Source organism: Nocardioides sp. Leaf374 (genome assembly GCF_916862475.1).
Taxonomy (GTDB): domain Bacteria; phylum Actinomycetota; class Actinomycetes; order Propionibacteriales; family Nocardioidaceae; genus Nocardioides; species Nocardioides kribbensis.
Map to the genome: position 1 here is coordinate 34,554 of NZ_CAKASO010000026.1, position 23,315 is coordinate 57,868.

A 23,315-nucleotide genomic window follows, 5' to 3' on the forward strand; every position below is an offset into this window, starting at 1 on the left:
CCCCGGGCGCGCTCGCCCGGGGTCGCCGGGCCCGCCGCGCGTCGCGCGGGCCGCCCGGCGCCGACGGTCAGGGCCGCCCGGGCAGCTGCAGCACGAGGCGGGCCCCGCCGTACGGCGAGCGCTCGGCGCGCACCGAGCCGGAGTGGCGCTCGGCGGTCTGGTGCACGATCGACAGCCCGAGGCCCGAGCCGGGCATGGCGCGGGACTCCTCGGAGCGCCAGAAGCGCTCGAAGACCTTGGCCAGGTCGGCCTCGGGGATGCCGGGGCCCTCGTCGTCGACGACGAGCACGCCCTCGGCCAGGCTGACGTGGATGGTGCCCGCGGGCGGGCTCCACTTGGCGGCGTTGTCGAGCAGGTTGGTCATCGCCCGCTCGATCGCGCCCGACTCGCCCTCGACGGTCCAGGGGCTGGCGGCGACCTCGAAGTCGATGCCGGGCGCGCGGCGGCGCACGCGGGCGAGGGCCTGCTCGAGGACCTCGGTGAGCTCGACGGGCTCCACGACGTGGGCCATCGGGTCGTCGCGGGCCAGCTCGACCAGGTCGCCGATGAGCGTGGTGAGCTCCTCGATCTGCGCGGCGACGTCGTCGAGCAGCTCGGCGCGGGCCTCGGGCGGCAGGAAGCCGCCGTCGGGGTCGGCGTCGGACTGGCCGAGCAGCTCGATGTTGGTGCGCAGCGAGGTCAGCGGGGTGCGCAGCTCGTGCCCGGCGTCGGCGACGAGGCGGCGCTGGCGGTCACGGGAGGCCTCGAGGGCGACCAGCATCTGGTTGAACGACGTGGCCAGCCGGGCGATCTCGTCGTCGCCCTCGACGCGGATCGGGTCGAGCCGCTCGGTGCGCGCGATCTCCTCCACCGCGCCGGTGAGGCGCCGCACCGGGCGCAGGCCGCTGCGGGCGACGGCCATGCCCGCGACGGCGGCGGCGATGACGCCGGCCAGGCCGAAGAGCAGCGTGACCACGCCGAGCTTGCGCAGCACCTGCTCCTGCGGCTCCAGCGACTGCGCGAGCACGAGCGCCTGCCCGTCGGTCTGGGCGGGCACGGTGACGACGCGGTAGCGGATGTCGCCGGCGGTGATGGTGCGGATGGCGTAGTCGCTCGCGCCGTCGGCCACCGCGAACTCCGGCGCCCCCACGTTGAAGGGCGGCCCCTCGTCGACCGAGGTGGCCTCGCCGGAGTAGACGGAGATGAAGGCGATGCGCACGTCGGCGGCGCCCAGCGCCCAGGCCGGGAAGCGGCCCTCCACGGTGAGCCGCTGCAGCGCCGGGGAGTCGGCGGCGCCCTCGGCGCGCGAGAGCAGCGAGTCGTCGAGGGTGTCCTGGAGCTGGATGCGCGCGGTGGCGTAGGCGCCGAGGGCCACGAAGGCGACGGCCAGGCCCACCGCCATCGTGGTGAGCAGGGTGACCCGGGAGGCCAGCGAGCGGCGGTAGCGCCAGCGCGCGGGCGCCGGCGCCTCGGTCATGACTCCTTGAGGACGTAGCCGACGCCGCGCACGGTGTGCAGCAGGCGGGCCTCGCCCTCGGCCTCGGTCTTGCGGCGCAGGTAGCCGACGTAGACCTCGAGCGAGTTGGCGGTGGTCGGGAAGTCGTAGCCCCAGACCTCCTCGAGGATGAACGAGCGCTCCAGCACCCGGCGCGGGCGGCGCAGGAACATCTCCAGCAGCGTGAACTCGGTGCGGGTCAGCTCGATCTGGCGCCCGGCACGCACGACCTCGCGGGTGGCGACGTTCATCGACAGGTCGGCGAAGGAGAGCACCTCGTCGTCGGCGTCGCCCTCGGGCGGCACGGCGCGGCGCAGCAGCGCCCGCAGCCGCGCCAGCAGCTCCTGGAGGGCGAAGGGCTTGGTGAGGTAGTCGTCGGCGCCCGCGTCGAGGCCCTCCACCCGGTCGCCGACGGCGTCGCGGGCGGTGAGCACGAGGATCGGCACGTCGTTGCCGGCCTGGCGCAGCGCCCGCGTCGTCTCGATGCCGTCGAGGCGGGGCATCATCACGTCCATCACCACGACGTCGGGCGAGGTCGCGCCGATGACCGCGAGCGCCTCGGCGCCGTCGGTGGCCACCGCCACGTCGTAGCCGTTGAACTGCAGCGACCGGCGCAGCGACTCGCGCACCGCGCGGTCGTCGTCGACGACCAGGGCGCGGGGCTTGGGGGCTGACGGGGCGGCGGCGTTCACGGCCCCATGCTGCCAGCAGCGCCTGAGCCGGCGCTGAGAGCGCGCCGCCCGTCGGCCGCGCACCCCGCACGGTGCGGTCGGCGCGAGGGCGTCGCCAGGACGGCCGGGGTCCTTTACCCTGCCGCTGTGCCCGGCGTCATCGGCCGGGCCTTCCGGGGGGAATTCCAGATGTCGCACCGCTCCTGCACCGCGCGCCCGCGCACCCGCCTGCTCGCCGCGGCCCTGCTGCTGGCGCTGCCGACCGCGGTGCTGCCCGCCGCGGCCGGCTCCCCGGGCGCCGCAGCCCACGAGGTCCACGCCCCCGCCGCGGGTGCCCCGGGCGCTGCGGTGCCGGCCCCCGCGGCGGGGTCCCCCTTCGCGCCGGCGGCGGGCGCGGCGCAGCGGCGTACGACGGAGCAGCCCGCGGCGCGTCGGGCGCCGCAGCTGCCCGACCGCTTCCGCGACACGGTGGTCATGTCGCGGCTCGACGAGCCGACGGCGATCGACTTCGCCGACGACGGCCGGGTCTTCGTGGCCGAGAAGCCCGGTGTGGTGAAGGTCTTCGACTCCCTCGACGACCCCACCGGGGAGGTCTTCGCCGACCTCAACGCCACCGTCATGAACTACTGGGACCGCGGCCTGCTCGGGATGACGCTGGCGCCCGACTTCCCCGAGGACCCCTCGGTCTACGTGCTCTACGCCTACGACCACCTGCCCGGCGATCCCGCGCCGGCGCCGCGGTGGGGCCGGCCGGGGGCCTACTACGACGAGTGCGCGGACCCCGTCGGCGTCGGCTGCACCGTCGGCGCCCGGGTCTCGCGGCTGACCGCCGAGGGCGACCGGATGGTCGGCGAGGAGGAGGTGCTCGTCGAGGACGGCTGCCTGCAGTACCCCAGCCACGCCACCGGCTCGGTGGCCTTCGGCCCCGACGGCTACCTCTACGCCAGCATCGGCGAGGGCGCCAGCTTCACCTTCGACGACTACGGCCAGGGCGGCGGCAACCCGTGCCGCGACCCCTTCGACCCCGACCACCCCCGCGAGGCCCAGGGCGGCTCGCTGCGCAGCCAGGACATCCGCACCTACGGCGACCCCCTCGGCCTCGACGGCACCGTGGTGCGCCTCGACCCGACCACCGGCCTGGGCGCCCCCGACAACGCCCTGGTCGACTCCGGCGACGCCAACGCCGCGCGCATGGTCGCCCACGGCCTGCGCAACCCCTTCCGCTTCACCTTCCGCCCCGGCACCGACGAGGTCTGGGTCGGCGACGTGGGCGGCTCGCGCTTCGAGGAGATCAACCGGATCGCCGACCCGACCGCGGGCGTGCGCAACTTCGGCTGGCCCTGCTACGAGGGCGCTGAGCGCAACCCCGCCTTCGACGTGCTCGACGTGCGGATGTGCGAGGACCTGTACGCCGACGCCGGCACCCCGCTCGCGGCGGCCGAGCCGTTCTTCCGCTACGCAACCCGCGGGCAGCACGTCGCCGCGGGCGAGGCCTGCCCCACGGGCTCGGCGTCGGTCTCGGGGCTCGACTTCGTGGCCCAGGACAGCGACTACCCCGCCTGGCTGCGCGGGGCGCTGGTCTTCTCCGACTACTCCCGCCGCTGCATTTGGGCGATGCCCGCGGGCGCGGACGGCCTGCCCGACCCCGACCGGGTCGTGCCGCTGGTGGAGGGCGCGGCCAGCCCGATCGGGCTGGTGACCGGGCCCGGGGGCGACCTGTTCTACCTCGACCTGGGCATCGACGACCTCGGCTACCCCACCGCCTCGGGCGGCGCGGTGCACCGCATCAGCCACCACCCCGGCAACCAGCCGCCCGTCGCCGACCTGCGCGCCGACCGCACCTGGGGGCCGCTCCCGCTGACCACGGTGCTCGACGCGAGCGGCTCCACCGACGCCGACGGCGACGCCCTGACCTACGCGTGGGACCTCGACGCCGACGGCGACTACGACGACGCCACCGGGCCGCGGGTCGAGCAGACGTGGAGCGAGGCCCGCAACGCCCCCGTCGCGGTGCGGGTCGCCGACGCCGGTGCCGCGGACCGCGCGGCCCTCACCCTCTTCCCCGGCGACACCCCGCCCGAGGTGACGCTCGCGGAGCCGACCGCCGACCTGCGCTGGTCGGTGGGCCAGCAGATCACGGTCTCGGCGAGCGCCACCGACGCCGAGGACGGCGAGGTCGACCCCGGAGCCTGGCAGATCGGGCTGAGCATCAAGCACTGTCCCTCGATCTGCCACACCCACCCCGTGGAGGTCGTCAGCTACACCTCGACCACGACCTTCACCGCCCCCGACCACGAGTACCCCTCCTCGCTGGCGATCACCGTCGCCGCCACCGACTCCCGCGGCCTCGCCACCACCCGGGAGCTCACGCTGGAGCCCGACCCGCAGCGGGTCCGCTTCGGCTCCAACGCGCGCGGCGCCTCGCTGTCGGTCGCGGGCGAGCGCGTCCGCGCCGGGCAGGTCCGCACCTTCATCACCGGCTCCACGGTCACGCTCGCCGCGCCGCGGGTGCAGCGCGTCGACGCACGGCGCTGGGTCTTCCGGCGCTGGTCCGACGGCTCCGCGCGGGTGCACGCCCTCGTCGTGCCCGACCGCGGCGACCGTACGCCGACGCTGCGCGCGCTCTACCGCCGCGCCCGCGGCTGACCACGGCCCGACGGCGGCCCGATGGCAGCACGCCGGTGGCCTGACGGCGGCCCGACGGCGGCGAGGACCCCTCAGGCGTAGCGGGCGGCCACGTCGGCCGCGCGGGCGCCGTAGCCCCCGCCGAAGAGGCAGGCGTGCACGAGCAGGGGGAAGAGCTGGTGCAGGCCCACCCGGTCCTGCCAGCCGTCGGCCAGCGGGGCGACCTCGTCGTAGGCGTCGAGCGCGCGCGGCAGGTGGGGCAGCCCGAAGAGCGCCAGCATGGCCAGGTCGACCTCGCGGTGGCCGCCGTGGGCGGCGGGGTCGACGAGGTAGGAGCGGCCGTCGGCGCCCCACAGCACGTTGCCGTTCCACAGGTCGCCGTGCAGCCGCGCGGGCGGCTCCTCGGGCACCAGGCCGGTCAGGCGGGGCACGACGGCCTCCACGCGGGCGGCCTGCGCGGCGGTGACGGCGCCGCGGTCGCGGGCGAGCTTGAGGTAGGGCAGCACCCGGCGCACGGCGTAGAACTCCGCCCACGACGGCGCCGGCCGGTTGGGCAGCGGCAGCCGGCCGATGAAGCCGTCGCGCTCGCCGCCGTGGGTGGGTGCTCCGGCCGCGTGGGTGCGGGCGAGCGCGCGGCCGAAGTCGGCGGCGCCGTCGGCGGTGGCCTTGCCGGGCTCGACCCAGCGCAGGATGACGCAGTCGTGGTCGGCGGCCAGCAGATCGGGCACGGCGATGCCGCCCTGGGTGCCCTGGGTGCCGGCGGCCTCGGCCAGCCAGCGCAGTCCGGCGGCCTCGGCCTCGAAGAAGCCCTCGGGGGCGTGGGGGAGGGTCTTCATCAGTGCGACCGAGCCGTCGGAGAGCCGCAGCCGGGTCGCGGTGGAGATGTCGCCGCCGGCGACCGGGGAGGTCGCGGCGACGGCCGCGCCGAGGAGCTCCTCGGCACGTCGGGCCAGCAGGGGCTGGCGGGTCATCGCGGCCCCGGGGCGAGCGCGGGGTCGCGCTGCAGGGCCGCCACCAGGGCGACCGACGTGCGCTCCACCATGGCGAGCACCTCCTCGAAGCCGGCGTCCCCACCGTAGTACGGGTCGGGCACCTCCCGGTCGGGGCCGTCGTCGCCGACCGGCACGGGGTCGAAGTCGCGGTAGAGCCGGACCCGCTCGGAGCGGCCGCCGATGTCGGCGAGGTTCTGGGAGTCCATGGCCAGGACGAGGTCGTGGCGCTCCAGCCAGCCGGCGTCGAACTGCCGGGCGCGGTGCGGGCTGGGGTCGTAGCCCTCGGCGAGCAGGCTCGAGGCGGCGCGCAGGTCCATGGGCTGGCCGACGTGCCAGCCCCCGGTGCCGCTGCTGGCCACGGTGACGCGGGCGGCGAGCCCGGCGTCGTCGACGCGCTGGGCGAGCACGACGTCGGCCATGGGCGAGCGGCAGATGTTGCCCAGGCAGACCAGGGCGACGGAGTACGCGCCCGGGGTGCGGGCGGGCGGCAGGGCCGGGGGCAGGGCGGGGCTCACCGGCGCTCCTCCGCGCCCAGGACGCCGTCGACGATCCAGGTGGTGACCGTGATGACGATGGCGCCGAGCACGGCGGGCCAGAAGCCGGTGACCCGGAAGCCGATGTCGAGCTGCTCGGCCACCCAGCCGGTGAGCAGGAGCATCGCGGCGTTGATGACCAGCAGGAAGAGCCCGAGCGTGACGATGATGAAGGGGATCGAGAGCACCTGCAGCACCGGCTTCACGAACGACGACACCACGCCCAGGATCAGCGCCACCAGCAGCAGCGGGAGGATCTTCTCCTCCACCTCGGCCATCCCCGAGCGCGGCCCGGTGAAGCGGATGCCGTCGACGAGCCACGCGGCGGCGGCGAGCGAGACGGCGTGGGTGACCAGCCAGAGGAGGAAGCGCACGCCGGCCAGTCTGACAGGCCGCCGGGCCCTGGGGCGCGGCCGTGGCCGGGGTCGCTCGAGGGCTCGCCTGCGGGGTCGCCCGCCGTGGCCGGTGCCCGGCTAGAGGTCGAGGGCCTCGACGATGGCGACCTCGGCGTCGGCCAGGTGGCGCACCAGGAAGGCGTGGGCCTCCTCGACGCGGTCGCGCTCCAGCAGCATGAGCAGGGCGGCGTGGGAGTCGGCCTGGTCGTGGGCGTTGCGCTTGATGCGGTCGACCTGGGCCAAGGCCAGCTTGAGCTCGATGACGAGGTTCTCGGCCATCGCCACCAGGCGCGGCGACCCGGTGAGCCCCACGAGAGCGACGTGGAAGGCCAGGTGGCGCTCGTTGAGCTCCTGGTAGGACCCGCCCTCGCGCACCGCGGTGGTGTAGCGGACCAGGGTGGTGCGCACCGCGTCGCGCAGGGCGTCACCGGCCTCGCCCCACCGGCGTACGCCGGCGCCCTCCAGCACCAGCCGGGCCCGGCACACGTCGCGCACGGAGGTGACGTCGGGCCGCGCGACGCTGACGCCGCGGTGGGGCTCGCGGGTGGCCAGCCCCTCGGCCACGAGCACGGTCAGCGCCTCGCGGACCGTGGGGCGCGACACCCCGAGCGACTCGGCGAGCGCGACCTCGCGCAGCGCCGTGCCCGACTCCAGCTCGCCGTCGAAGACCGCGCGGCGCAGCTCCTCGGCGACCCGGTCGACGGTGGAGGAGTGCTCCAGGCGCAGCGTCGCGAAGCGCTGGGCGGGAGCCGGGGCCGGTGGCAGGTCGGCCCCTCGCTCGGCCCCGTGGTCCGCGGGGTGGTCGGCCGGCTGGTCCGGGTGGGGGGTCGACGGTCCGCCGGGCGCACCGTCGGCGGCGCGCAGCGGTCGGGGGCCCTCGGACATGGGCCCCATCGTGCCGCAGGTGGCGTGTCGGTGGCGCCTCCGGTCCGGCGTGCCGCACACTCATCCTGTCAGATTGTCTGACAATCTCAGTGACGGAGGTCGCATGGACACCACCCCGCCCGGTCCCCGCCCGCTCGCCTGGGGTCGCCACTACGTCGCCGTCGAGCCGACCCACTTCCGCGTCGACTACGCCATGAACCCCTTCATGGACCCCGCCGACCAGCCCGACCCGCAGCTCGCCCTGCGGCAGTGGCACGCGCTCGTGCGCACCCTGGAGCGCCTCGGCGCCCGGGTCGACGTGGTGCCGCAGCGCGCCGACGCCCCCGACATGGTCTTCGCGATGAACCTGGGCCTCGCCGTCGAACGCCCCGACGGGCGGCGCCACGTCGTGCTCTCCCACATGCGCCACCCCGAGCGCCGCATGGAGACCGCGTCCGCGCAGCGGTGGTTCGAGGACCGGGGCGCCACGACCTCCTCCGTCGGGCGCGACGGCGTGGGCGCCCACCTCGAAGCCGGCGACGCCTTCGCCTTCGGTGGCGAGCTGGTCGTGGGCCACGGCCCCCGCACCGACGAGCTGGCCCTCAAGCACCTGGCCACCGACCTCGGCGTGACGGTGCGGGGGCTGCGCACGACCCACCCGGGGATGTACCACCTCGACCTGGCCTTCTGCCCCCTCGACGCCCGCCGCGCGATCGTCTGCCCGGCCGCCCTCGACGCCGAGTCGGCCGCGCTCCTGCTCGACCTGGTGCCCGAGCCGCTGGTGGTGAGCGAGGAGGAGGCGCTGACGACCTTCTGCGCCAACTCCGTGGTCGTGGGTCGCACCGTGGTGATGCCGGCCTGCCCCGAGCGGGTGCGGGCACGGCTGGAGGCGTGGGGCTTCGAGGTGGTCGTGGTCGACGTCTCGCAGTTCCACAAGGCCGGCGGCTCGGTGCGCTGCCTCACCAACCCCGTCGACGTGCGGCTGGGGCGCGACCTCGCGCCGGCGCCGGCCGCGGGCGCCGAGCAGCGCTGAGCGCTCCCGGGGCGCACCGCGGAGCGGCCCCGGGGGAGCGCCGGGGGAGCGCCGGGGTGCGCACCGGTGTGACCCGGCCCGCGTCGGTAGCCTCGGGCGGGTGTTCCCGGTCGGAGGAGTCGACGTCATGCTCGCGGGCGCGGCCGTCACCGGCGTGCTCTGCGTGCTGCTGGCGCTCGCCCTGCGCCGCCGCGGCGCGCTGCACGCCTGGTCGGTCGCCGGGCTGGTCTGGTCGCTGGCGGTCATCGCCTGCGTCACCCTCATCCCCGCCAACGGCGCGCCCGGGGTGGTGCCGGTGGAGAGCCGGCTGGCCACCTGCTCCTTCGACATCGGCGGCCCGGCCCCCGACGGCTTCTGGATCTTCGAGAGCGGCCAGCGCCTGCTCAACACGGTGCTCTTCGTGCCCTCGGGCGCCCTGCTGGTCCTGGTGGCGGCGCGCTGGCGCGCGGGCTGGCTGCTGGTGCCGCTGGGGCTGGCGCTCCTGGCCGGCTACAGCGCGGCCATCGAGAAGGTCCAGCTCGAGCTGGCGCGCCTCGACCGGGCCTGCGACGTCACCGACATCCTCGACAACGTCACCGGCGCGGCGCTCGGTGTCGGGGCCGGGCTGCTGCTCGCCGTCGTGCTGCGGCCCTGGCGCGCCCGCGGGTCGCAGCGCGGGCCCGTGCCTCACTAGCCTGCACCCATGAGCACCCCCCGGCCACGGGCCACCGTCACCCAGATCCCGGCGTACGTGCCCGGCAAGCCGCCGGTGCCCCGTGACGACCTGGTGACCTACAAGCTCTCCTCCAACGAGAACCCCTTCCCGCCGCTGCCCGGGGTGATCGAGGCGGCCCACGCCGCGGTCGACCTGGCCAACCGCTACCCCGACATGGGCAACAGCGCCCTCTACGCCGGGCTGTCGGAGAAGCTCGGCGTGCCGGTCGGCGACCTGGCCGCCGGCACCGGCTCGGTGGCGCTGATCTACCAGCTCCTCCAGGCCTTCTGCGACCCCGGCGACGACGTGGTGCACGCCTGGCGCTCCTTCGAGGCCTACCCGATCGCGATCACCTCCGCCGCCGCGACCTCGGTGCCCGTGCCGCTGACCGCCGACGCCGAGCACGACCTCGACGCGATGGCCGCCGCCGTCACCGACCGCACCAAGGTCGTCATCGTCTGCACGCCCAACAACCCCACCGGCCCCTCGGTGACCCAGACCGCGCTCGACGCCTTCCTCGCCCAGGTGCCGCCGCACGTCGTGGTCGTCGTCGACGAGGCCTACCTGGAGTTCGTGCGGATGCCCGACGCCGTCGACGGTCTCGCGACCTACCGCGCCCACCCCAACGTCGTGCTCTTCCGCACCTTCTCCAAGGCCTACGGCCTCGCCGGCTTCCGGGTCGGCTACGCCGTGGCGCAGGCCGAGGTGGCCGCGGCGCTGCGGGCGGTCTCCCTGCCCTTCGGCGTCTCCTCGGTCGCCCAGGCCGCCGCCCTGGCCTCCCTCGACGCCGAGGAGGCGCTGCTCGAGCGGGTCGCCGACCTCGTAGCCGAGCGTGACCGCGTGGGCGCCGCGCTGCGGGAGGCGGGCTGGTCGATCCCCGACTCCCAGGGCAACTTCGTGTGGTTCCCCCTCGGCGAGCGCACCGCCGACTTCGCGGCCGCCTGCGACGCCGCCGGCATCGTCGTGCGCCCCTTCGCCGGCGCGGGCGCCCGGGTCTCGATCGGCGAGGTCGAGGGCAACGACCGGCTGCTGGAGGTGGCCGCGGCCTTCCGGCGCGGGTGAGCCCCGAGGGCCCGGCGCGCGGATGGGAGGATCGCGGCATGGGCGAGGTGTTCGACGGCGAGATCCAGGCGCGCTACCGCGACGTCAACACGGGCGGGCACGTCGACAACGTCGAGGCGATCCGGGTGCTCGACGAGGCGCGCACGCAGTTCTTCCGCTTCGCCCCGCTGGGCCTGCCCGCGGGCGTCGGTCTGCTGGCCCGGGTGCCGGGCGGGGTCTCGGAGCTGATGGGCTCCCAGCGCGTCGACTACCACGCGGAGATGCGCTTCGCGCCGTACCAGCCGTTCCTGGTGCGCATCTGGCTGGCCCACGTGGGCCGCTCGTCGTTCACGATCTCCTCCGAGGTGCGGGTCGAGCGCGACCACCCGCCGGCCGTGGTCGCCGAGAGCTCGCTGGTCTTCTGGGACCACGCCGCCCAGGCCTCGTGGCCGATCTCGCCCGAGGTGCGCGCCGACCTCGACCGCTTCCTCGGCGACCGGGTCGCCCTGCGCGAGCGCCCCGGCCCCTGACCGACCACGGCGCCCGCCCCGGGCCGGCGGCGGCCGGCTGCGCGTCCTACCGACCGTTGAGACCTCTACCTGACAGTCGTGACGGTCAGGTAGAGGTCTCAATGGTCAGTAAGACGCAGGCGGCGGGGGCGGCGGGGGCGGCGGCGGGCGGCGAGCGCCGGCAACGGGCAGGGCGGCCCCGCGGCCGCTCAGTCGCAGCCCGGGAGGACGACGGTGACGGTGGTGCCGCGGCCGAGGGCGGAGTCGACCTCGACGCGCCCGCCGTGGCGCTGGGCGATGCCGGCGACGATGCTCAGCCCGAGGCCGGTGCCCGGGCGGCGCAGGGCGGCGGGGTCGGAGGAGCGCACGAAGGGCTCGAAGAGGCCGGCCTGGTCCTCGGGGGAGATGCCGATGCCGTCGTCGGCCACGACGAGCGCGACCTCGCCGCCGCGGCGCTCGGCGGAGACGACCACGCGCCCGCCGGCGTCGGTGTACTTCAGCGCGTTGGTCAGCACGTTGTCGAGCAGCCGCTCCACCTCCACGGGGTCGCCGGTCGTCGCGGCCTGCGGGTCGCCGGGGCCGACCTCGAGGGCGACCCCGGCGACGCCGGCGGTGGCCTGGTAGAGCCCGACCACGTCGCGCACGAGCGCCCCCAGGTCGACCCGGGTGCGCAGGCTCGCGCGCTGACGGTCGTCGGCCTGGGCCAGCCGGAGCAGGTCGTCGACGACGCCGCGCATCTTGGCAACGCCGCGCCCGATCGAGGCCTCGAAGGTCGCTGCCGGCTCGGGATGGCCGAGCATGCCGAGCAGCTCGAGGTTGCCCGAGACCACGGTGAGGGGCCCGCGCAGCTCGTGGGTGAGGGTGGCGATGAGCTGCGCGCGCCGCTCGTCGACCTCCTGCAGCTCGCGCAGCAGCGCCCGCTCGCGCTGGCGCACCTGGGCGACCGCGAGGGCCGTGCCGAGGTCGCCGCCGACCACGAGGGCGGCCTGCTGGTCCACCGGTGACCACGACCCCGCGCCCGGCGCGCGGGAGAGCACGCAGATCCCGGCGTACGTCGTGCCGCGCAGCACGGGCACGGCGAGGGCGCTGCCCATCGAGGTGGCCTGCAGCAGTCGCTGGCCGTGCGCGTCGAGGCCGGGGTGCGCGGCGAGGGCGCGGGTGGGCTCGCCCGCGCGCAGCACCAGGGCGCGCGGGGGGCCGACGAGCTCGGGGCCCAGTGCTCGCGCGATCACCCGCAGCGAGCGGGGGGCGCGCAGCGGCTCCCCGTCGCGGGAGTGGATCGGCACGGCCACGGCCGGGTCGAGCAGCTGCACGCAGGCCGCGTCGGCGGCGAAGCCCTCCACGAGCAGCGGAAGGGCGGCCTCGAGCAGCTCCTCAGGGGTCTGGTGCTCGGGGGCGAGCGTGGAGCGCACCAGGTGGTGGGTGGCCTGGGCGCGTGCGGCGCGCTGGCCGACCTCCTCGCGGTCGCGGGCGCTGAGCAGCGCCTGCTCGACGTGGGCGGCGTAGCGCTCCAGCAGGTCGCGGCGCACCCCGTCGGGGCGGCGGCCGTCGAGGGGACCGTCGAGGGAGAGCACGCCGACGACCTGGCCCGCGGCGTCGGTGAGCAGCGCGAGGAGCACGTCCCACGGGTCCCACCTCTCCTGCGGATCGGTGTCGTCGCCCGCCACGGGGGTCTCGATGCGCACCCAGGTGCCGTCGAGGTGCCCGTCGTGGTGCTCGGCGCGCAGGAAGCGGAAGCGGCCCCAGGACTCGGCCGCGGCGACGACGGGCTCGAGGATCGCCACGGAGTCGGTGGCCAGCACGGCCTCGCGGTGCTGCTCGGGCCCGGCGTAGGCCACAGTGACCAGGTCGTCGTCGACGACCACCGAGAGGGTCGCCACGTCGAAGCCGACCATCAGCGCCACCGACTCCACCAGCAGCTGCAGCGCCGCGCGCGAGGACGCGTCGGACCAGTCGTCCAGGTCCGGGTGGTGGGTGCGCGCGGGGACGCACGACGGGCCCTCCGCGGGCTGAGTCGCCATGATCCCCCCGATCGACAGCGCAGGGGGACACTCAACACCTCCGCCGCCGTCACGGCTACTGGTCTCGACCAGCGGGAGGCCCGCCGGGCGGAGGGCGACCGGGGCGGTGATGTGTGCGGGTGGGTGAGCCGGGGCGGGTGACGGGCGCCTAGCGTCGCGGGCATGAGCGACGACCAGACCCCGACGTACGTCGAGAAGGGCAAGGAGTTCCGGCGCGACACGACCTACGTGTCCGACCGGATCACCCGCGAGGCCCGCACCCCCGAGCACGGCCCCAACGGCGGGCGGATGTGGCCGGTGGAGGCCGGCCGCTACCGCCTGGTCGCCGCCAAGGCCTGCCCGTGGGCCAACCGCGCCATCATCGTGCGGGGCCTGCTGGGCCTCGAGGACGTCGTCTCCCTCGGTCTGCCCGGCCCCACCCACGACGCCCGCAGCTGGACCTTCGACCTCGACCCCGGCGGCAAGGACCCCGTGCTGGGCATCGAGCGGCTCCAGGAGGCCTACCTCGCGCGCTTCCCCGACTACGAGCGCGGCATCACCGTGCCCGCGATGGTGGAGGAGTCCAGCGGTGAGCTGGTCACCAACGACTTCCCGTGGATCACCCACGACCTCTTCCACGAGTGGCGCGACTTCCACCGCGCCGACGCCCCCGACCTGTGGCCCGCCGAGGTCCGCGAGGAGATGGAGGAGGTCATGCAGCGCGTCTTCACCGAGGTCAACAACGGCGTCTACCGCTGCGGCTTCGCCGGCTCCCAGGAGGCCTACGACGAGGCCTACCAGCGGCTGTGGACCGCCCTGGACTGGCTCGAGGAGCGGCTCACCGACCGCCGCTACCTCATGGGGTCGGCCATCACCGAGGCCGACGTGCGGCTCTTCACCACCCTGGCCCGCTTCGACGCGGTCTACCACGGCCACTTCAAGTGCAACCGCAACAAGCTCACCGAGATGCCGGCGCTGTGGGGCTACGCCCGCGACCTCTTCCAGACCCCGGGCTTCGGCGAGACCATCGACTTCGACCAGATCAAGGCGCACTACTACGTCGTGCACACCGACATCAACCCCTCCGGGATCGTGCCCGCCGGCCCCGACCCGGCCGTCTGGCACACCCCCCACGGGCGCGAGTCCCTGGGCTGAGCGGGGCCCCGCCCTCGCGGTGGGTCCCGCGGTGGGCTCGCGGCGGGGCCTACCGGTGGAACAGCCGGGCCAGCAGGCCCCGCTGCTCCTGCACGACCGAGCCGGTGCCGGCCGGTGCGCCGTGGCCCGGGCTGCCCGCGGGGCGGGGGTCGTCGGCGTCCCGGCGCACGCGCGGGGTGCCGCCGCTGCGCACCACGACCTCGTCGAGGAGCGCGTCGACGTCCGCGGTCTCGTAGCCCTCGCGCAGCCTGACCGTGGCGAAGCGGGCGGCGGTGGCCGGGGCGACCGGGTCGCCGCCCGAGCGCAGGGTCTGCACCAGGTCGGCGAGGAAGTCGTCGACCTGGCCCATGTCGTAGCCGCTGCGCAGCCGCACGGGGGTGAAGCGGGCGGTCTCGACCAGCCGCGCCAGCTCGGCGGGGTCGGCAGGACCGGCAGGACCGTCGGGCTCGGGCGAGGGGGTGCGGGGAGGAGGGTCGGCGGGGGAGGACATGGCCGCCCCTACCCCGGGCGCCGTCGGGTCATGCCTGCCCGGCCCGCCTAGGCTGGCGCGCGTGGGAGTCGGACACGGGCACGGGCACGGGCACGGGCACGGGCACGCGGGCCGGCGGACGGGCGGGCACCCGGGCGGTCACGCCGCGGGTCGCGCCGCCGACCGGCGGCGGCTGCGGGTGGTGCTGGCGGTCACCGCGAGCGTCATGGTGCTCGAGGTCGTGGGCGCCGTGGTCACCGGCTCGCTGGCGCTGCTCGCCGACGCCGGCCACATGGCCACCGACGCCGGCGCCGTGGTGCTCGCGCTCGGGGCGTCGTACGTCGCCGGGCTCCGCCCGGGCCCCCGCTCCACCTTCGGCCTGCACCGCGCGGAGATCCTCGCCGCGCTGCTGAACGCGCTGGTGCTGCTGGTGGTCTGCGGCTACCTCGCCTGGGCCGGCCTGAGCCGGCTCGCCGACCCCCAGGAGGTCGAGGCGGGACCGATGATCGCCTTCGCCGCGGTCGGCCTGCTCGCCAACGCCGTGTCGATGCTGGTGCTCAGCCGCTCGGAGTCGGGCTCGCTCAACCTGCGCGGCGCCGCCAACGAGGTCTTCGCCGACCTGCTCGGCTCGGTGCTGGCCATCGCCGCCGGCGTCGTCGTGCTCACCACGGGCTGGCTGCAGGCCGACCCGCTGGCCTCGCTGCTGATCGCCGTGATGATCCTGCCGCGCGCCCTCGTGCTGGCCCGCGACGCCGTCGCGGTGCTGCTGGAGGTGGCCCCGGCCGGCCTCGACCTGGGCGAGGTCAGCCGCCACATCGAGGACGTGCCCGGCGTCGTCGACGTGCACGACCTCCACGCCTGGACCATCACCAGCGGCCTGCCGAGCCTCTCGGCCCACGTGACGGTCACCGACGCGGCACTGGCCGAGCGCGGCGTCGGGGCCGTGCTCGACGACCTGTGCCACTGCGTCGCGGAGCACTTCGACGTGCGCCACGCGACCTTCCAGGTCGAGCCGGTCTCCCACGGCGCCCACGAGGACCTCGGCGAGCTCCACTGACGCCTCCACTGACGCCTCCACCGACGTCGCCACCGAGGCGCCCGCCCGCGGCTCGGCGACCGCGCCGCCGCGTCCCGTCCCGGGACGACCGGGCCCGCGTGGCGCCGCGCCTCAGGCCCGGTCGACCTCGGAGCGCAGCTTCAGCACGACGGTGCCGTCGTCCTGCTCGATGACGTAGGCCGGGTCGTCGTCGCTGCCGTGGCGGGTGATCGTCGAGCCCTCGGTGGTGCGCTCGACGGTGTCGTGGTGGACCTCGGTGACGGTGCCGCTCGCGGTGCCGTTGCCCCACGACCAGCTGACCTCGGTGCCCTTGCGGATGCTCATGTCGTCTCCTTCCGGGCCGCCTGCTCGGCGGCCGCGCTCAGCTTGACCAGGGTCTTCTCGATGCCGCGCTGGATCTTCGCGGCCACGCCGGCGCGGTGGTAGGCGGCCTGCACCAGGCCGGGGTAGCGGCTGATGTCCCACGTCTCGGTGACCCGGGTGCGGGCGGTGCCGCCGGTGGCGTCGGCGGGGAGCTCCTCCAGCTCGTAGCGCCACCGGTGCAGCCCGACGTGGCGCCACGCGATCAGCCGGTCGGGCTCGAGCTCGACGACCTTGTTGCGGATCTTGTACGGCGCGCCGATGCGCATGTCCATGCCGAAGGTCGAGCCCAGCTCCAGCCGCGGGGGCCCGCTGGTCGAGCCCCTCACGGTGCCGGAGCCGTCGATGAGCGGGTGCTGCCGGGGGTCGGCCAGGATGTCGAAGACGACGGCGGGCGGGGCGTCGACGACGGCCGAGGCGGTCACGACGGGGCGTGCGGAGGAGGCCATGCGCCGAGGCTACGGCGGGTGATTGGCGGCCATCTCACCCTCGCAGGTACGTTGTCCCCGACCACGATGTGTCCGGGGTCACAGGGGCACCACCCCGCCCCTGGCGGCCCGCTCGGACACGCCGTACGGCCTCGGAGACCCCGTCGGGCCGGTGAGAGCGAAGGAGTGCGCACGTGTCCCCTGACTCGACGTTCGGCCCCGACCTGGTGGAGGTCTTCGGACCCTCCCAGAGCGACGGCGGCCCCGAGCTGGTCCAGCTGCTGACCCCGGAGGGCGAGCGCGTCCACCACCCGGAGTTCGACATGGACTTCAGCGCCGAGCAGCTGCGCGGGTTCTACCGCGACATGGTGCTCACCCGGCGCATCGACACCGAGGCCACGGCGCTGCAGCGCCACGGCGAGCTCGGCATCTGGGCCCAGCTGCTGGGCCAGGAGGCCGCGCAGATCGGCGCCGGCCGCGCGCTGCGCACCCAGGACCACGTCTTCCCGACCTACCGCGAGCACGGCGTCGCGTGGTGCAAGGGCGTGGACCCCCTCAAGCTGCTCGGGCTCTTCCGCGGCGTCGACCACGGCGCGTGGGACCCCGAGGAGAACCACTTCGGGCTCTACACCATCGTCATCGGCGCGCAGACCCTCCACGCCACCGGCTACGCCATGGGCATGCAGCGCGACGGCGTCGTCGGCACCGGCGACCCCGAGCGCGACGCCGCGGTGATCGCCCACTTCGGCGACGGCGCCTCCTCGCAGGGCGACGTCAACGAGGCCTTCATCTTCGCCGCCTCCTACAACGCCCCCGTGGTGTTCTTCTGCCAGAACAACCAGTGGGCCATCTCGGAGCCGATCGAGCGCCAGACCCGCATCCCGCTCTACCAGCGCGCCCTGGGCTTCGGCTTCCCCGGCGTGCGCGTCGACGGCAACGACGTGCTGGCCACCTACGCCGTCACCCAGGCCGCCCTCCAGCGCGCCCGCGACGGGCAGGGCCCGACCTTCGTGGAGGCCTACACCTACCGGATGGGCGCCCACACCACCACCGACGACCCGACCCGCTACCGCCTCTCCGACGACGTGGAGAGCTGGAAGCTCAAGGACCCGATCGCCCGCGTCGAGGTCTACCTGCGCCGCAACGGCCTGGTCGACGACGCCTTCATCGCCGGGGTCAAGGACGAGGCCGACGACCTGGGCGCGCGCCTGCGCGAGGGCTGCAAGGCGATGCCCGACCCGCAGCCGCTCGACATGTTCGACCACGTCTACGCCGAGATGACCGACGAGCTCGCCGCCCAGCGCGACGGCTTCGCGGCCTACCTCGAGTCCTTCGAAGGAGCCGACCGATGAGCACCCAGAAGGTCACGCTGGCCAAGTCGCTCAACATGGGGCTGCGTCGCGCGATGGAGGACGACCCCAAGGTCCTGCTCATGGGCGAGGACGTCGGCAAGCTCGGCGGCGTCTTCCGCATCACCGACGGCCTGCAGAAGGACTTCGGCGAGGACCGCGTCATCGACTCCCCGCTCGCGGAGTCGGGCATCGTCGGCACCGCGGTCGGCATGGCGCTGCGAGGCTACCGCCCGGTGGTGGAGATCCAGTTCGACGGGTTCGTCTACCCCGCCTACGACCAGATCGTGTGCCAGGTGGCCAAGATGAGCTACCGCTCCAAGGGCCGCTCCAGGATGCCGATGGTCATCCGGATCCCCTACGGCGGCGGCATCGGCGCCGTGGAGCACCACAGCGAGTCGCCCGAGGCGCAGTTCGCCCACACCCCCGGGCTCAAGGTCGTCACCTGCTCCAACCCCGTCGACGGCTACTGGATGATCCAGCAGGCCATCGCCTGCGACGACCCGGTGATCTTCCTGGAGCCCAAGCGGCAGTACCACGCCGACAAGGCCGACCTCGACACCACCGCCACCCCCGCGCCGCTGTTCACCTCGCGGGTGGTGCGGCGCGGCACCGACGTGACGCTGCTGGCCTACGGGCCGATGGTCAAGACGGCGATGAAGGCCGCCGAGGCCGCCGCCACCGAGGGCCGCTCGCTCGAGGTCATCGACCTGCGCACGCTCTCGCCCCTCGACATGGCCCCGGTGCTGGAGTCGGTGCGGCGTACGGGCCGGGCCGTCGTGGCCCACGAGGCCCACGTCAACCTCGGCTTGGGCGCGGAGCTGTCGGCCCGCATCACCGAGCAGTGCTTCTACTCCCTGGAGGCCCCGGTGCTGCGGGTGGGCGGCTTCGACACCCCCTACCCCGCCTCGCGGATCGAGGAGGACTTCCTCCCCGACCTCGACCGGGTCCTCGACGCCGTCGACCGCAGCATGGAGTTCTGATGACCACCACCCAGGCCCCCACCCAGGAGTTCCTCCTCCCCGACGTCGGCGAGGGTCTCACCGAGGCCGAGATCGTCGAGTGGAAGGTCGCGGTCGGCGACGTCATCGCGATCAACGACATCATCGTGGAGATCGAGACGGCCAAGTCGCTCGTCGAGCTGCCCTCGCCCTACGCCGGCACCGTGCTCGCGCTGATGGTCGACGCGGGCGTCACCGTCGACGTCGGCACCCCGATCATCCGCGTGGGCGACCCCGCGTCGACCGGCGAGCCCGCGCCGGGGCCGGCCGCCGCCGCGCCCCAGCCCGAGATGGCCATCGACCTGTCCAACCCCGCCGCCTCCGGGGGCGGGGAGGGAGAGAGCCTCGTCGGGCGCAACAAGGCCGAGCGCGGCCCCGTGCGCCGCGCCCGCAAGGGGTCGGCCTCGCCCTCGACCGAGGCCGGCGCCAACACCCAGATGCAGCTCCAGGGCGCCTTCGCGCCGGGCGGTGCGGAGTCCGACGAGGTCGTGGCCTCCGACGAGCCGGCCGTGCCCGCCACCCCGGCCCCGCCGGCGCCCGAGCCGGTCGACGCGCTCGTGCCGACCCGGGCCACCGACCCCGCCGCCGTACGCGCCCTGGCCAAGCCGCCGGTGCGCAAGCTGGCCAAGGACCTCGGGGTCGACCTCGCCGCCTGCCGTGCCTCCGGGCCCGGCGGCACCGTCACTCGCGACGACGTCCACGCCGCCGCCGGCCGGGGGGCCGCTCCCGAGCCGACGCCGGCCACGATGCCCGCCTCGACGCCCGCCTCGACGCCTGCCTCGACGCCCGCCTCGACGCCCCGGCCGGTCGCGGCCGGTGGCGCCCGCGAGACCCGCGAGCCGGTCAAGGGCGTGCGCAAGATGATGGCCGGAGCGATGGTCGGCTCGGCGTTCTCCGCGCCCCACGTCACCGAGTGGGTCACCGTCGACGTCACCCGCACCATGGAGCTGGTCGAGCGGCTCAAGGACCACCGCGACCTGCGCGGGCTCAAGGTCTCGCCGCTGCTGGTGCTCGCGCGCGCCTGCGTGCTCGCGATGCGTCGCACCCCGGTCATCAACTCCACGTGGGACGAGGCCGCCCAGGAGGTCGTGCTCAAGCACTACGTCAACCTCGGCATCGCCGCCGCCACCCCCCGCGGCCTGGTGGTGCCCAACGTGAAGGACGCCCACGACCTGGCGCTGCCCGAGCTCGCCGCGGCGCTGGGCGAGCTCACCGCCACCGCGCGCGAGGGCCGCACCCAGCCGGCGGAGATGGCGGGCGGCACGTTCACCATCACCAACGTCGGCGTCTTCGGCGTCGACGCCGGCACCCCGATCATCAACCCCGGCGAGTCGGCCATCCTCTGCTTCGGTGCGGTCACCAAGAAGCCGTGGGTGGTCACCCGCGACGGGGTCGACGAGATCGTCGTGCGTCAGGTGACGACGCTGGCGCTGTCCTTCGACCACCGCCACGTCGACGGCCAGGCCGGCTCGCAGTTCCTCGCCGACGTCGCCTCGATCCTCGAGGACCCCGCCTCGGCGCTGCTGTTCTGAGGTCGCCCGCTCCTGGGTGGGACGTCATGCGTGGGGTGGAGGCGCATCCACGCCTCGTATGACGTCCACCCTGCGCCCCGCGGCCGATCCGCGGGCGGAGCCTCACCCCGCGGCGAGCACCACGGCCTCGGCCTCGCGCGTCAGGCCGGTGGTGGGGGCGCCGGGGGTCGCGCGCAGCCAGGCCAGCGTGTCGCGCGCCGAGTCGGCCACCGGCCGCACGACGAGCCCCGCGGCCAGGCTGGGGGTGGCGTCGTGGGCCAGCATCCCGTCGTACGCCGGGCGCGGCAGCCACAGCGGCAGCGAGTCGGGGCCCGACCACGCCTGCACGCCGGCCGCCTCGAGCCGGTCGGAGGCGACCCACCGCAGCCGCGGGGTGACGCCGACGCCGGCGGCCACCTCGGCCAGCAGCTCGCCGGCGGTGGTGGTGGGGCCGACCGCGTCGTAGGCGCCGGTGAGGCGGCGCTCGGCCGCGGTGACGACCCACGTGGCGAGGTCGCGGGCGTCGAGCACCTGCACGACGTCGCGGGGCGAGCCGCCGGCCAGCACGGGCTCGCCGTCGCCGGCCTCCGCGAGCCGCGCCGGCCAGTAGGTGAAGCGGCCCGAGGGGTCGCCAGGCCCGATCAGCAGCCCGGGTCGCAGCACGAGGCTGCGCGCGGCGCCGGCGAGCACGATCTCCTCGCAGGCCACCTTCATGGCGCCGTAGGCGTCGGGGTCGGTGGTGGGGTCGACGTCGGCGTGCTGGGCCGGGCGCAGCGCCCCGCGGGAGGGGGTCTGGCCGGGGGAGGCGTCGTCGGAGTAGACGTTGACGGTGGAGACGAAGACGTGGTGGGCCTCGGGCCAGGTCGTCACCGAGCGGCGTACCCAGGAGGGCGTGCGGGCCACGTCGACCACGACGTCCCACCGCTGCGAGGCCAGCGCGGGCGGCACGACGCGCGTCGAGCGGTCCCACTCGACGTGCTCGGCGCCCTCCGGCACGGTGCCGCTGCGACCGCGCGAGGCGCAGGTGACCTCGTGGCCCCGCTCGAGCGCCTCCTGGGCGACCGCGCGCGAGAGGAAGACCGAGCCGCCGAGCACGAGGATGCGCATGGGGTGAGCCTGTCAGGCGCGGCCAACGAGCACGAGGGCCGCGCTGCCCCGGTCGACCTCCAGGTCGCCCGGGCCGAGCGCCGCCGTCCCCGCCCGGCCCCCGCACCGTCCGCCCCACCCGTCACACCTGTCGGCCCGGACCCGCACTTGTCGGCCCACGCGTGGGCCGACAAGTGCGGGTTTCGCCAGCCGGCTGGTGAAACCCGCAGCCGCGCCCTCAGCCCTCGCCGCTGAGCATCGGCCGCGCCAGCTTGCGGCCGTGGTGGATCTGGGCCTTGACGGTGCCGAGCGGCAGGGAGAGCAGGCGGGCGATCTCGTCGTAGGGCAGGCCGTAGACGTCGCGGAGCAGGAGCGGCTCGACGTACTGCGGGTGCTCGCGCTCGAGGGTCTCCATCGCCTCGAGCAGGTCGAGGCGGGTGCCGGCGATGACGCTGGTGGTGCGCGGGTCGGGACGGTCGGCGAGCGGACCGCCGGCCTGCGGGTCGGCGGCGACGGCCTGGTTCTTCATCCGGCGGTAGGTGCTGCGGGCGCTGTTGACGGCCACCACGTGCATCCAGGTGGTGAAACGGCCGCGCCCGCCCCAGGAGCCGATCTTGGCGGCGATGTTGATCAGCGCCTCCTGGCAGGCGTCCTCGGCGTCGGAGGAGTAGGGCAGGACCCCGCGGCAGACGTTGAGCGCGCGGGGCCGCACCGCTGTCAGCAGGTCCTCCAGGGCGTCGCGGTCGCCGCCCTGGGCCCGCCGGGCGAGGTCGTCGATGTCGTCGGGGGTCAGCGCCCCCGGGGTGTCGGTGCTGTGCGTGCCGGGCATGTCCGACCTCCTTCCCCTCGTGGTGGCGCCCCAACCGGGGCTGACCGCTCCTATCATGCTCGCGTGTCCATGCCCTCGCGTCTCGGTCGTTACGCGGTGCGTCGACGCGTCGGCTCGGGCGGCTTCGCGACGGTCTGGCTGGCCTACGACGAGCAGCTCGACTCCCCGGTGGCGGTCAAGGTGCTGGCCGACAACTGGACCGAGGACCTCCAGGTGCGCCGCCGGTTCCTCGAGGAGGGCCGCTACCTGCGCCGCGTCGACTCCCCGCACGTCGTGCGCGTCTACGACGCCGGCGAGCTCGACGACGGCCGCCCCTACCTCGTCATGTCGTACGCCGACCAGGGCACCCTCGCCGACCGCCTCGAGGTGGAGGGCCTCACCGCCCGCCAGGCGCTGGAGGTCGTCCGCCAGGTCGGTCTCGGGCTCCAGGCGCTGCACGACCTCGACATCCTCCACCGCGACGTGAAGCCCGCCAACGTCCTGTTCCGCACCACCCGCGGCGGCCACGCCGGGCCGGCCCCGTCCGCCCCACCCGTCACACCGGTCGGCCCGGACCCGCACCTGTCGGCCGACGCGTGGGCCGACAGGTGCGGGTTTCACCAGCCGGCCGGTGAAACCCGCGGCCCCGCCGACGCCACCGCCGCGAGCGGCGACGTGCAGGCCCTGCTGGGCGACCTGGGGCTGGGCAAGGCGCTCGACGTGTCGAGCCGGCTGACGATGGTGGCCGGGACGCCGTCCTACGTCGCACCCGAGCAGGCCCGCGCGGAGGCGCCCGACGCCCGCGCCGACCAGTACTCCCTGGGCGCGCTGGCCTACCTGCTGCTCACCGGCCGCCCCGCCCACGCCCACACCAGCCTGCAGGCGGCGGCCCACCCCGACGACCCGGCGCCGCTGTCGACCGAGGAGCGGCCCTTCCCGCCCGAGGTCGACGCCGTGGTGCGCCGCGCGCTCGCGGTCGACCGCGAGGAGCGCTGGCCCGACGTCACGGCGTTCGTGGCCGCGCTCTCGGCGGCGCTCGACCCGCTGGTGGGCCGGCAGGGGTCGACGGGATCGATCTCGCGGCCGTGGCTGCCCCTCGACCCCGAGCTGACCCAGCCCGGCGCGCGGCCCTCGGTGCACCAGCCGTCGGGGGAGCTGCCCGAGCCCTCCCCGCCCGCCCGGCCCACGCGCCGCCGCCGGGTCGCGGGTGCGCTCGTCGGCGCCGTCGCGGGCGTGCTGGCCCTCGGCGCCGGCGCCCTC

The 23,315-nt window shown here is 75.4% G+C and carries 23 protein-coding genes; 11 read left to right on the forward strand and 12 right to left on the reverse strand.

Annotated features, from left to right (window positions below; all coding sequences use genetic code 11):
* Nucleotides 1-67: 67 nt before the first annotated feature.
* Nucleotides 68-1,456, reverse strand: a complete 1,389-nt coding sequence (locus tag LPA27_RS12510) for a sensor histidine kinase (protein WP_056864989.1) — start codon at nucleotides 1,454-1,456, stop codon at nucleotides 68-70.
* On the reverse strand, nucleotides 1,453-2,166 hold the full coding sequence (locus tag LPA27_RS12515; protein WP_056864988.1) for a response regulator transcription factor: 714 nt from the start codon (nucleotides 2,164-2,166) through the stop codon (nucleotides 1,453-1,455). The genes LPA27_RS12510 and LPA27_RS12515 overlap by 4 nt, the downstream gene beginning before the upstream one ends.
* 126 nt (nucleotides 2,167-2,292) lie before the next feature.
* Between LPA27_RS12515 and LPA27_RS12520 the strand changes: the two genes are divergently transcribed.
* Nucleotides 2,293-4,791 (forward strand): PQQ-dependent sugar dehydrogenase, encoded by a 2,499-nt coding sequence (locus tag LPA27_RS12520; protein ID WP_228942642.1) that lies wholly within the window; start codon nucleotides 2,293-2,295, stop codon nucleotides 4,789-4,791.
* Between the two features lie 71 nt (nucleotides 4,792-4,862).
* Here LPA27_RS12520 and LPA27_RS12525 read toward each other — a convergent pair whose 3' ends face one another.
* From LPA27_RS12525 to LPA27_RS12540, 4 genes are all read right to left on the reverse strand, one after another.
* Complete coding sequence (locus tag LPA27_RS12525) at nucleotides 4,863-5,741, reverse strand: fructosamine kinase family protein (RefSeq protein ID WP_228942643.1); 879 nt, start codon at nucleotides 5,739-5,741, stop codon at nucleotides 4,863-4,865.
* On the reverse strand, nucleotides 5,738-6,277 hold the full coding sequence (locus LPA27_RS12530; RefSeq protein ID WP_228942644.1) for a low molecular weight protein-tyrosine-phosphatase: 540 nt from the start codon (nucleotides 6,275-6,277) through the stop codon (nucleotides 5,738-5,740). Before LPA27_RS12530 ends, LPA27_RS12525 begins: the two co-directional genes overlap by 4 nt.
* A complete protein-coding gene (locus tag LPA27_RS12535; RefSeq protein WP_056864985.1) occupies nucleotides 6,274-6,669 on the reverse strand; it encodes a phage holin family protein in 396 nt (131 codons plus the stop codon). The genes LPA27_RS12530 and LPA27_RS12535 overlap by 4 nt, the downstream gene beginning before the upstream one ends.
* Nucleotides 6,670-6,768: 99 nt before the next feature.
* The gene (locus tag LPA27_RS12540; protein ID WP_228942645.1) at nucleotides 6,769-7,575 is read right to left on the reverse strand and encodes a GntR family transcriptional regulator; all 807 of its coding nucleotides are present in this window, start codon (nucleotides 7,573-7,575) and stop codon (nucleotides 6,769-6,771) included.
* Between the two features lie 103 nt (nucleotides 7,576-7,678).
* On the opposite strand from LPA27_RS12540, the gene LPA27_RS12545 reads away from it, so the two are divergent.
* From LPA27_RS12545 to LPA27_RS12560, 4 genes are all read left to right on the forward strand, one after another.
* Complete coding sequence (locus LPA27_RS12545) at nucleotides 7,679-8,587, forward strand: dimethylarginine dimethylaminohydrolase family protein (protein ID WP_228942646.1); 909 nt, start codon at nucleotides 7,679-7,681, stop codon at nucleotides 8,585-8,587.
* A gap of 100 nt (nucleotides 8,588-8,687) precedes the next feature.
* Nucleotides 8,688-9,260 (forward strand): VanZ family protein, encoded by a 573-nt coding sequence (locus tag LPA27_RS12550; RefSeq protein ID WP_156697951.1) that lies wholly within the window; start codon nucleotides 8,688-8,690, stop codon nucleotides 9,258-9,260.
* Between the two features lie 9 nt (nucleotides 9,261-9,269).
* Entirely contained in the window at nucleotides 9,270-10,343 is a 1,074-nt protein-coding gene (gene hisC / locus LPA27_RS12555) for a histidinol-phosphate transaminase (protein WP_228942647.1), read from the forward strand.
* A 38-nt stretch (nucleotides 10,344-10,381) separates the two neighbouring features.
* Nucleotides 10,382-10,852 (forward strand): acyl-CoA thioesterase, encoded by a 471-nt coding sequence (locus LPA27_RS12560; protein ID WP_228942648.1) that lies wholly within the window; start codon nucleotides 10,382-10,384, stop codon nucleotides 10,850-10,852.
* A gap of 188 nt (nucleotides 10,853-11,040) precedes the next feature.
* Here the strand turns inward: LPA27_RS12560 and LPA27_RS12565 are convergent, their stop codons facing one another.
* Nucleotides 11,041-12,852, reverse strand: coding sequence for an ATP-binding protein (locus tag LPA27_RS12565; protein ID WP_228942649.1), 1,812 nt, complete (start codon nucleotides 12,850-12,852; stop codon nucleotides 11,041-11,043).
* A 162-nt stretch (nucleotides 12,853-13,014) separates the two neighbouring features.
* Between LPA27_RS12565 and LPA27_RS12570 the strand changes: the two genes are divergently transcribed.
* Complete coding sequence (locus LPA27_RS12570) at nucleotides 13,015-13,986, forward strand: glutathione S-transferase C-terminal domain-containing protein (protein ID WP_228942650.1); 972 nt, start codon at nucleotides 13,015-13,017, stop codon at nucleotides 13,984-13,986.
* A gap of 49 nt (nucleotides 13,987-14,035) precedes the next feature.
* Here LPA27_RS12570 and LPA27_RS12575 read toward each other — a convergent pair whose 3' ends face one another.
* Nucleotides 14,036-14,476: a DivIVA domain-containing protein gene (locus tag LPA27_RS12575; RefSeq protein ID WP_228942651.1), complete on the reverse strand. Its 441-nt coding sequence runs from the start codon at nucleotides 14,474-14,476 to the stop codon at nucleotides 14,036-14,038.
* Between the two features lie 61 nt (nucleotides 14,477-14,537).
* Here LPA27_RS12575 and LPA27_RS12580 point away from each other — a divergent pair, with 61 nt between their 5' ends.
* Complete coding sequence (locus tag LPA27_RS12580) at nucleotides 14,538-15,512, forward strand: cation diffusion facilitator family transporter (protein WP_228942652.1); 975 nt, start codon at nucleotides 14,538-14,540, stop codon at nucleotides 15,510-15,512.
* 111 nt (nucleotides 15,513-15,623) lie between these two features.
* On the opposite strand, the gene LPA27_RS12585 is transcribed toward LPA27_RS12580, so the two are convergent.
* Complete coding sequence (locus tag LPA27_RS12585) at nucleotides 15,624-15,836, reverse strand: DUF2945 domain-containing protein (protein ID WP_228942653.1); 213 nt, start codon at nucleotides 15,834-15,836, stop codon at nucleotides 15,624-15,626.
* Nucleotides 15,833-16,321 carry an SRPBCC family protein gene (locus LPA27_RS12590; protein ID WP_193661841.1) on the reverse strand — a complete coding sequence of 163 codons (489 nt, stop codon included), beginning with the start codon at nucleotides 16,319-16,321 and terminating at the stop codon, nucleotides 15,833-15,835. The genes LPA27_RS12585 and LPA27_RS12590 overlap by 4 nt, the downstream gene beginning before the upstream one ends.
* 173 nt (nucleotides 16,322-16,494) lie before the next feature.
* On the opposite strand from LPA27_RS12590, the gene pdhA reads away from it, so the two are divergent.
* Genes pdhA through LPA27_RS12605 form a run of 3 tightly spaced genes read left to right on the forward strand, consistent with a single transcriptional unit; the run spans nucleotide 16,495 to nucleotide 20,182 of the window.
* Nucleotides 16,495-17,652 (forward strand): pyruvate dehydrogenase (acetyl-transferring) E1 component subunit alpha, encoded by a 1,158-nt coding sequence (gene pdhA / locus LPA27_RS12595; RefSeq protein ID WP_082500409.1) that lies wholly within the window; start codon nucleotides 16,495-16,497, stop codon nucleotides 17,650-17,652.
* On the forward strand, nucleotides 17,649-18,632 hold the full coding sequence (locus tag LPA27_RS12600; protein WP_193661842.1) for an alpha-ketoacid dehydrogenase subunit beta: 984 nt from the start codon (nucleotides 17,649-17,651) through the stop codon (nucleotides 18,630-18,632). Before pdhA ends, LPA27_RS12600 begins: the two co-directional genes overlap by 4 nt.
* A complete protein-coding gene (locus tag LPA27_RS12605) occupies nucleotides 18,632-20,182 on the forward strand; it encodes a dihydrolipoamide acetyltransferase family protein (protein ID WP_228942654.1) in 1,551 nt (516 codons plus the stop codon). The genes LPA27_RS12600 and LPA27_RS12605 overlap by 1 nt, the downstream gene beginning before the upstream one ends.
* A 102-nt stretch (nucleotides 20,183-20,284) precedes the next feature.
* Here the strand turns inward: LPA27_RS12605 and LPA27_RS12610 are convergent, their stop codons facing one another.
* Together LPA27_RS12610 and LPA27_RS12615 are read right to left on the reverse strand one after the other, a co-directional pair.
* Complete coding sequence (locus LPA27_RS12610; RefSeq protein WP_228942655.1) at nucleotides 20,285-21,268, reverse strand: NAD-dependent epimerase/dehydratase family protein; 984 nt, start codon at nucleotides 21,266-21,268, stop codon at nucleotides 20,285-20,287.
* 217 nt (nucleotides 21,269-21,485) lie between these two features.
* A complete protein-coding gene (locus tag LPA27_RS12615) occupies nucleotides 21,486-22,076 on the reverse strand; it encodes an RNA polymerase sigma factor (protein ID WP_228942656.1) in 591 nt (196 codons plus the stop codon).
* A gap of 69 nt (nucleotides 22,077-22,145) precedes the next feature.
* Here LPA27_RS12615 and LPA27_RS12620 point away from each other — a divergent pair.
* On the forward strand, nucleotides 22,146-23,315 hold a 1,170-nt coding region (locus LPA27_RS12620; protein WP_228942658.1), incomplete at its 3' end, for a serine/threonine-protein kinase.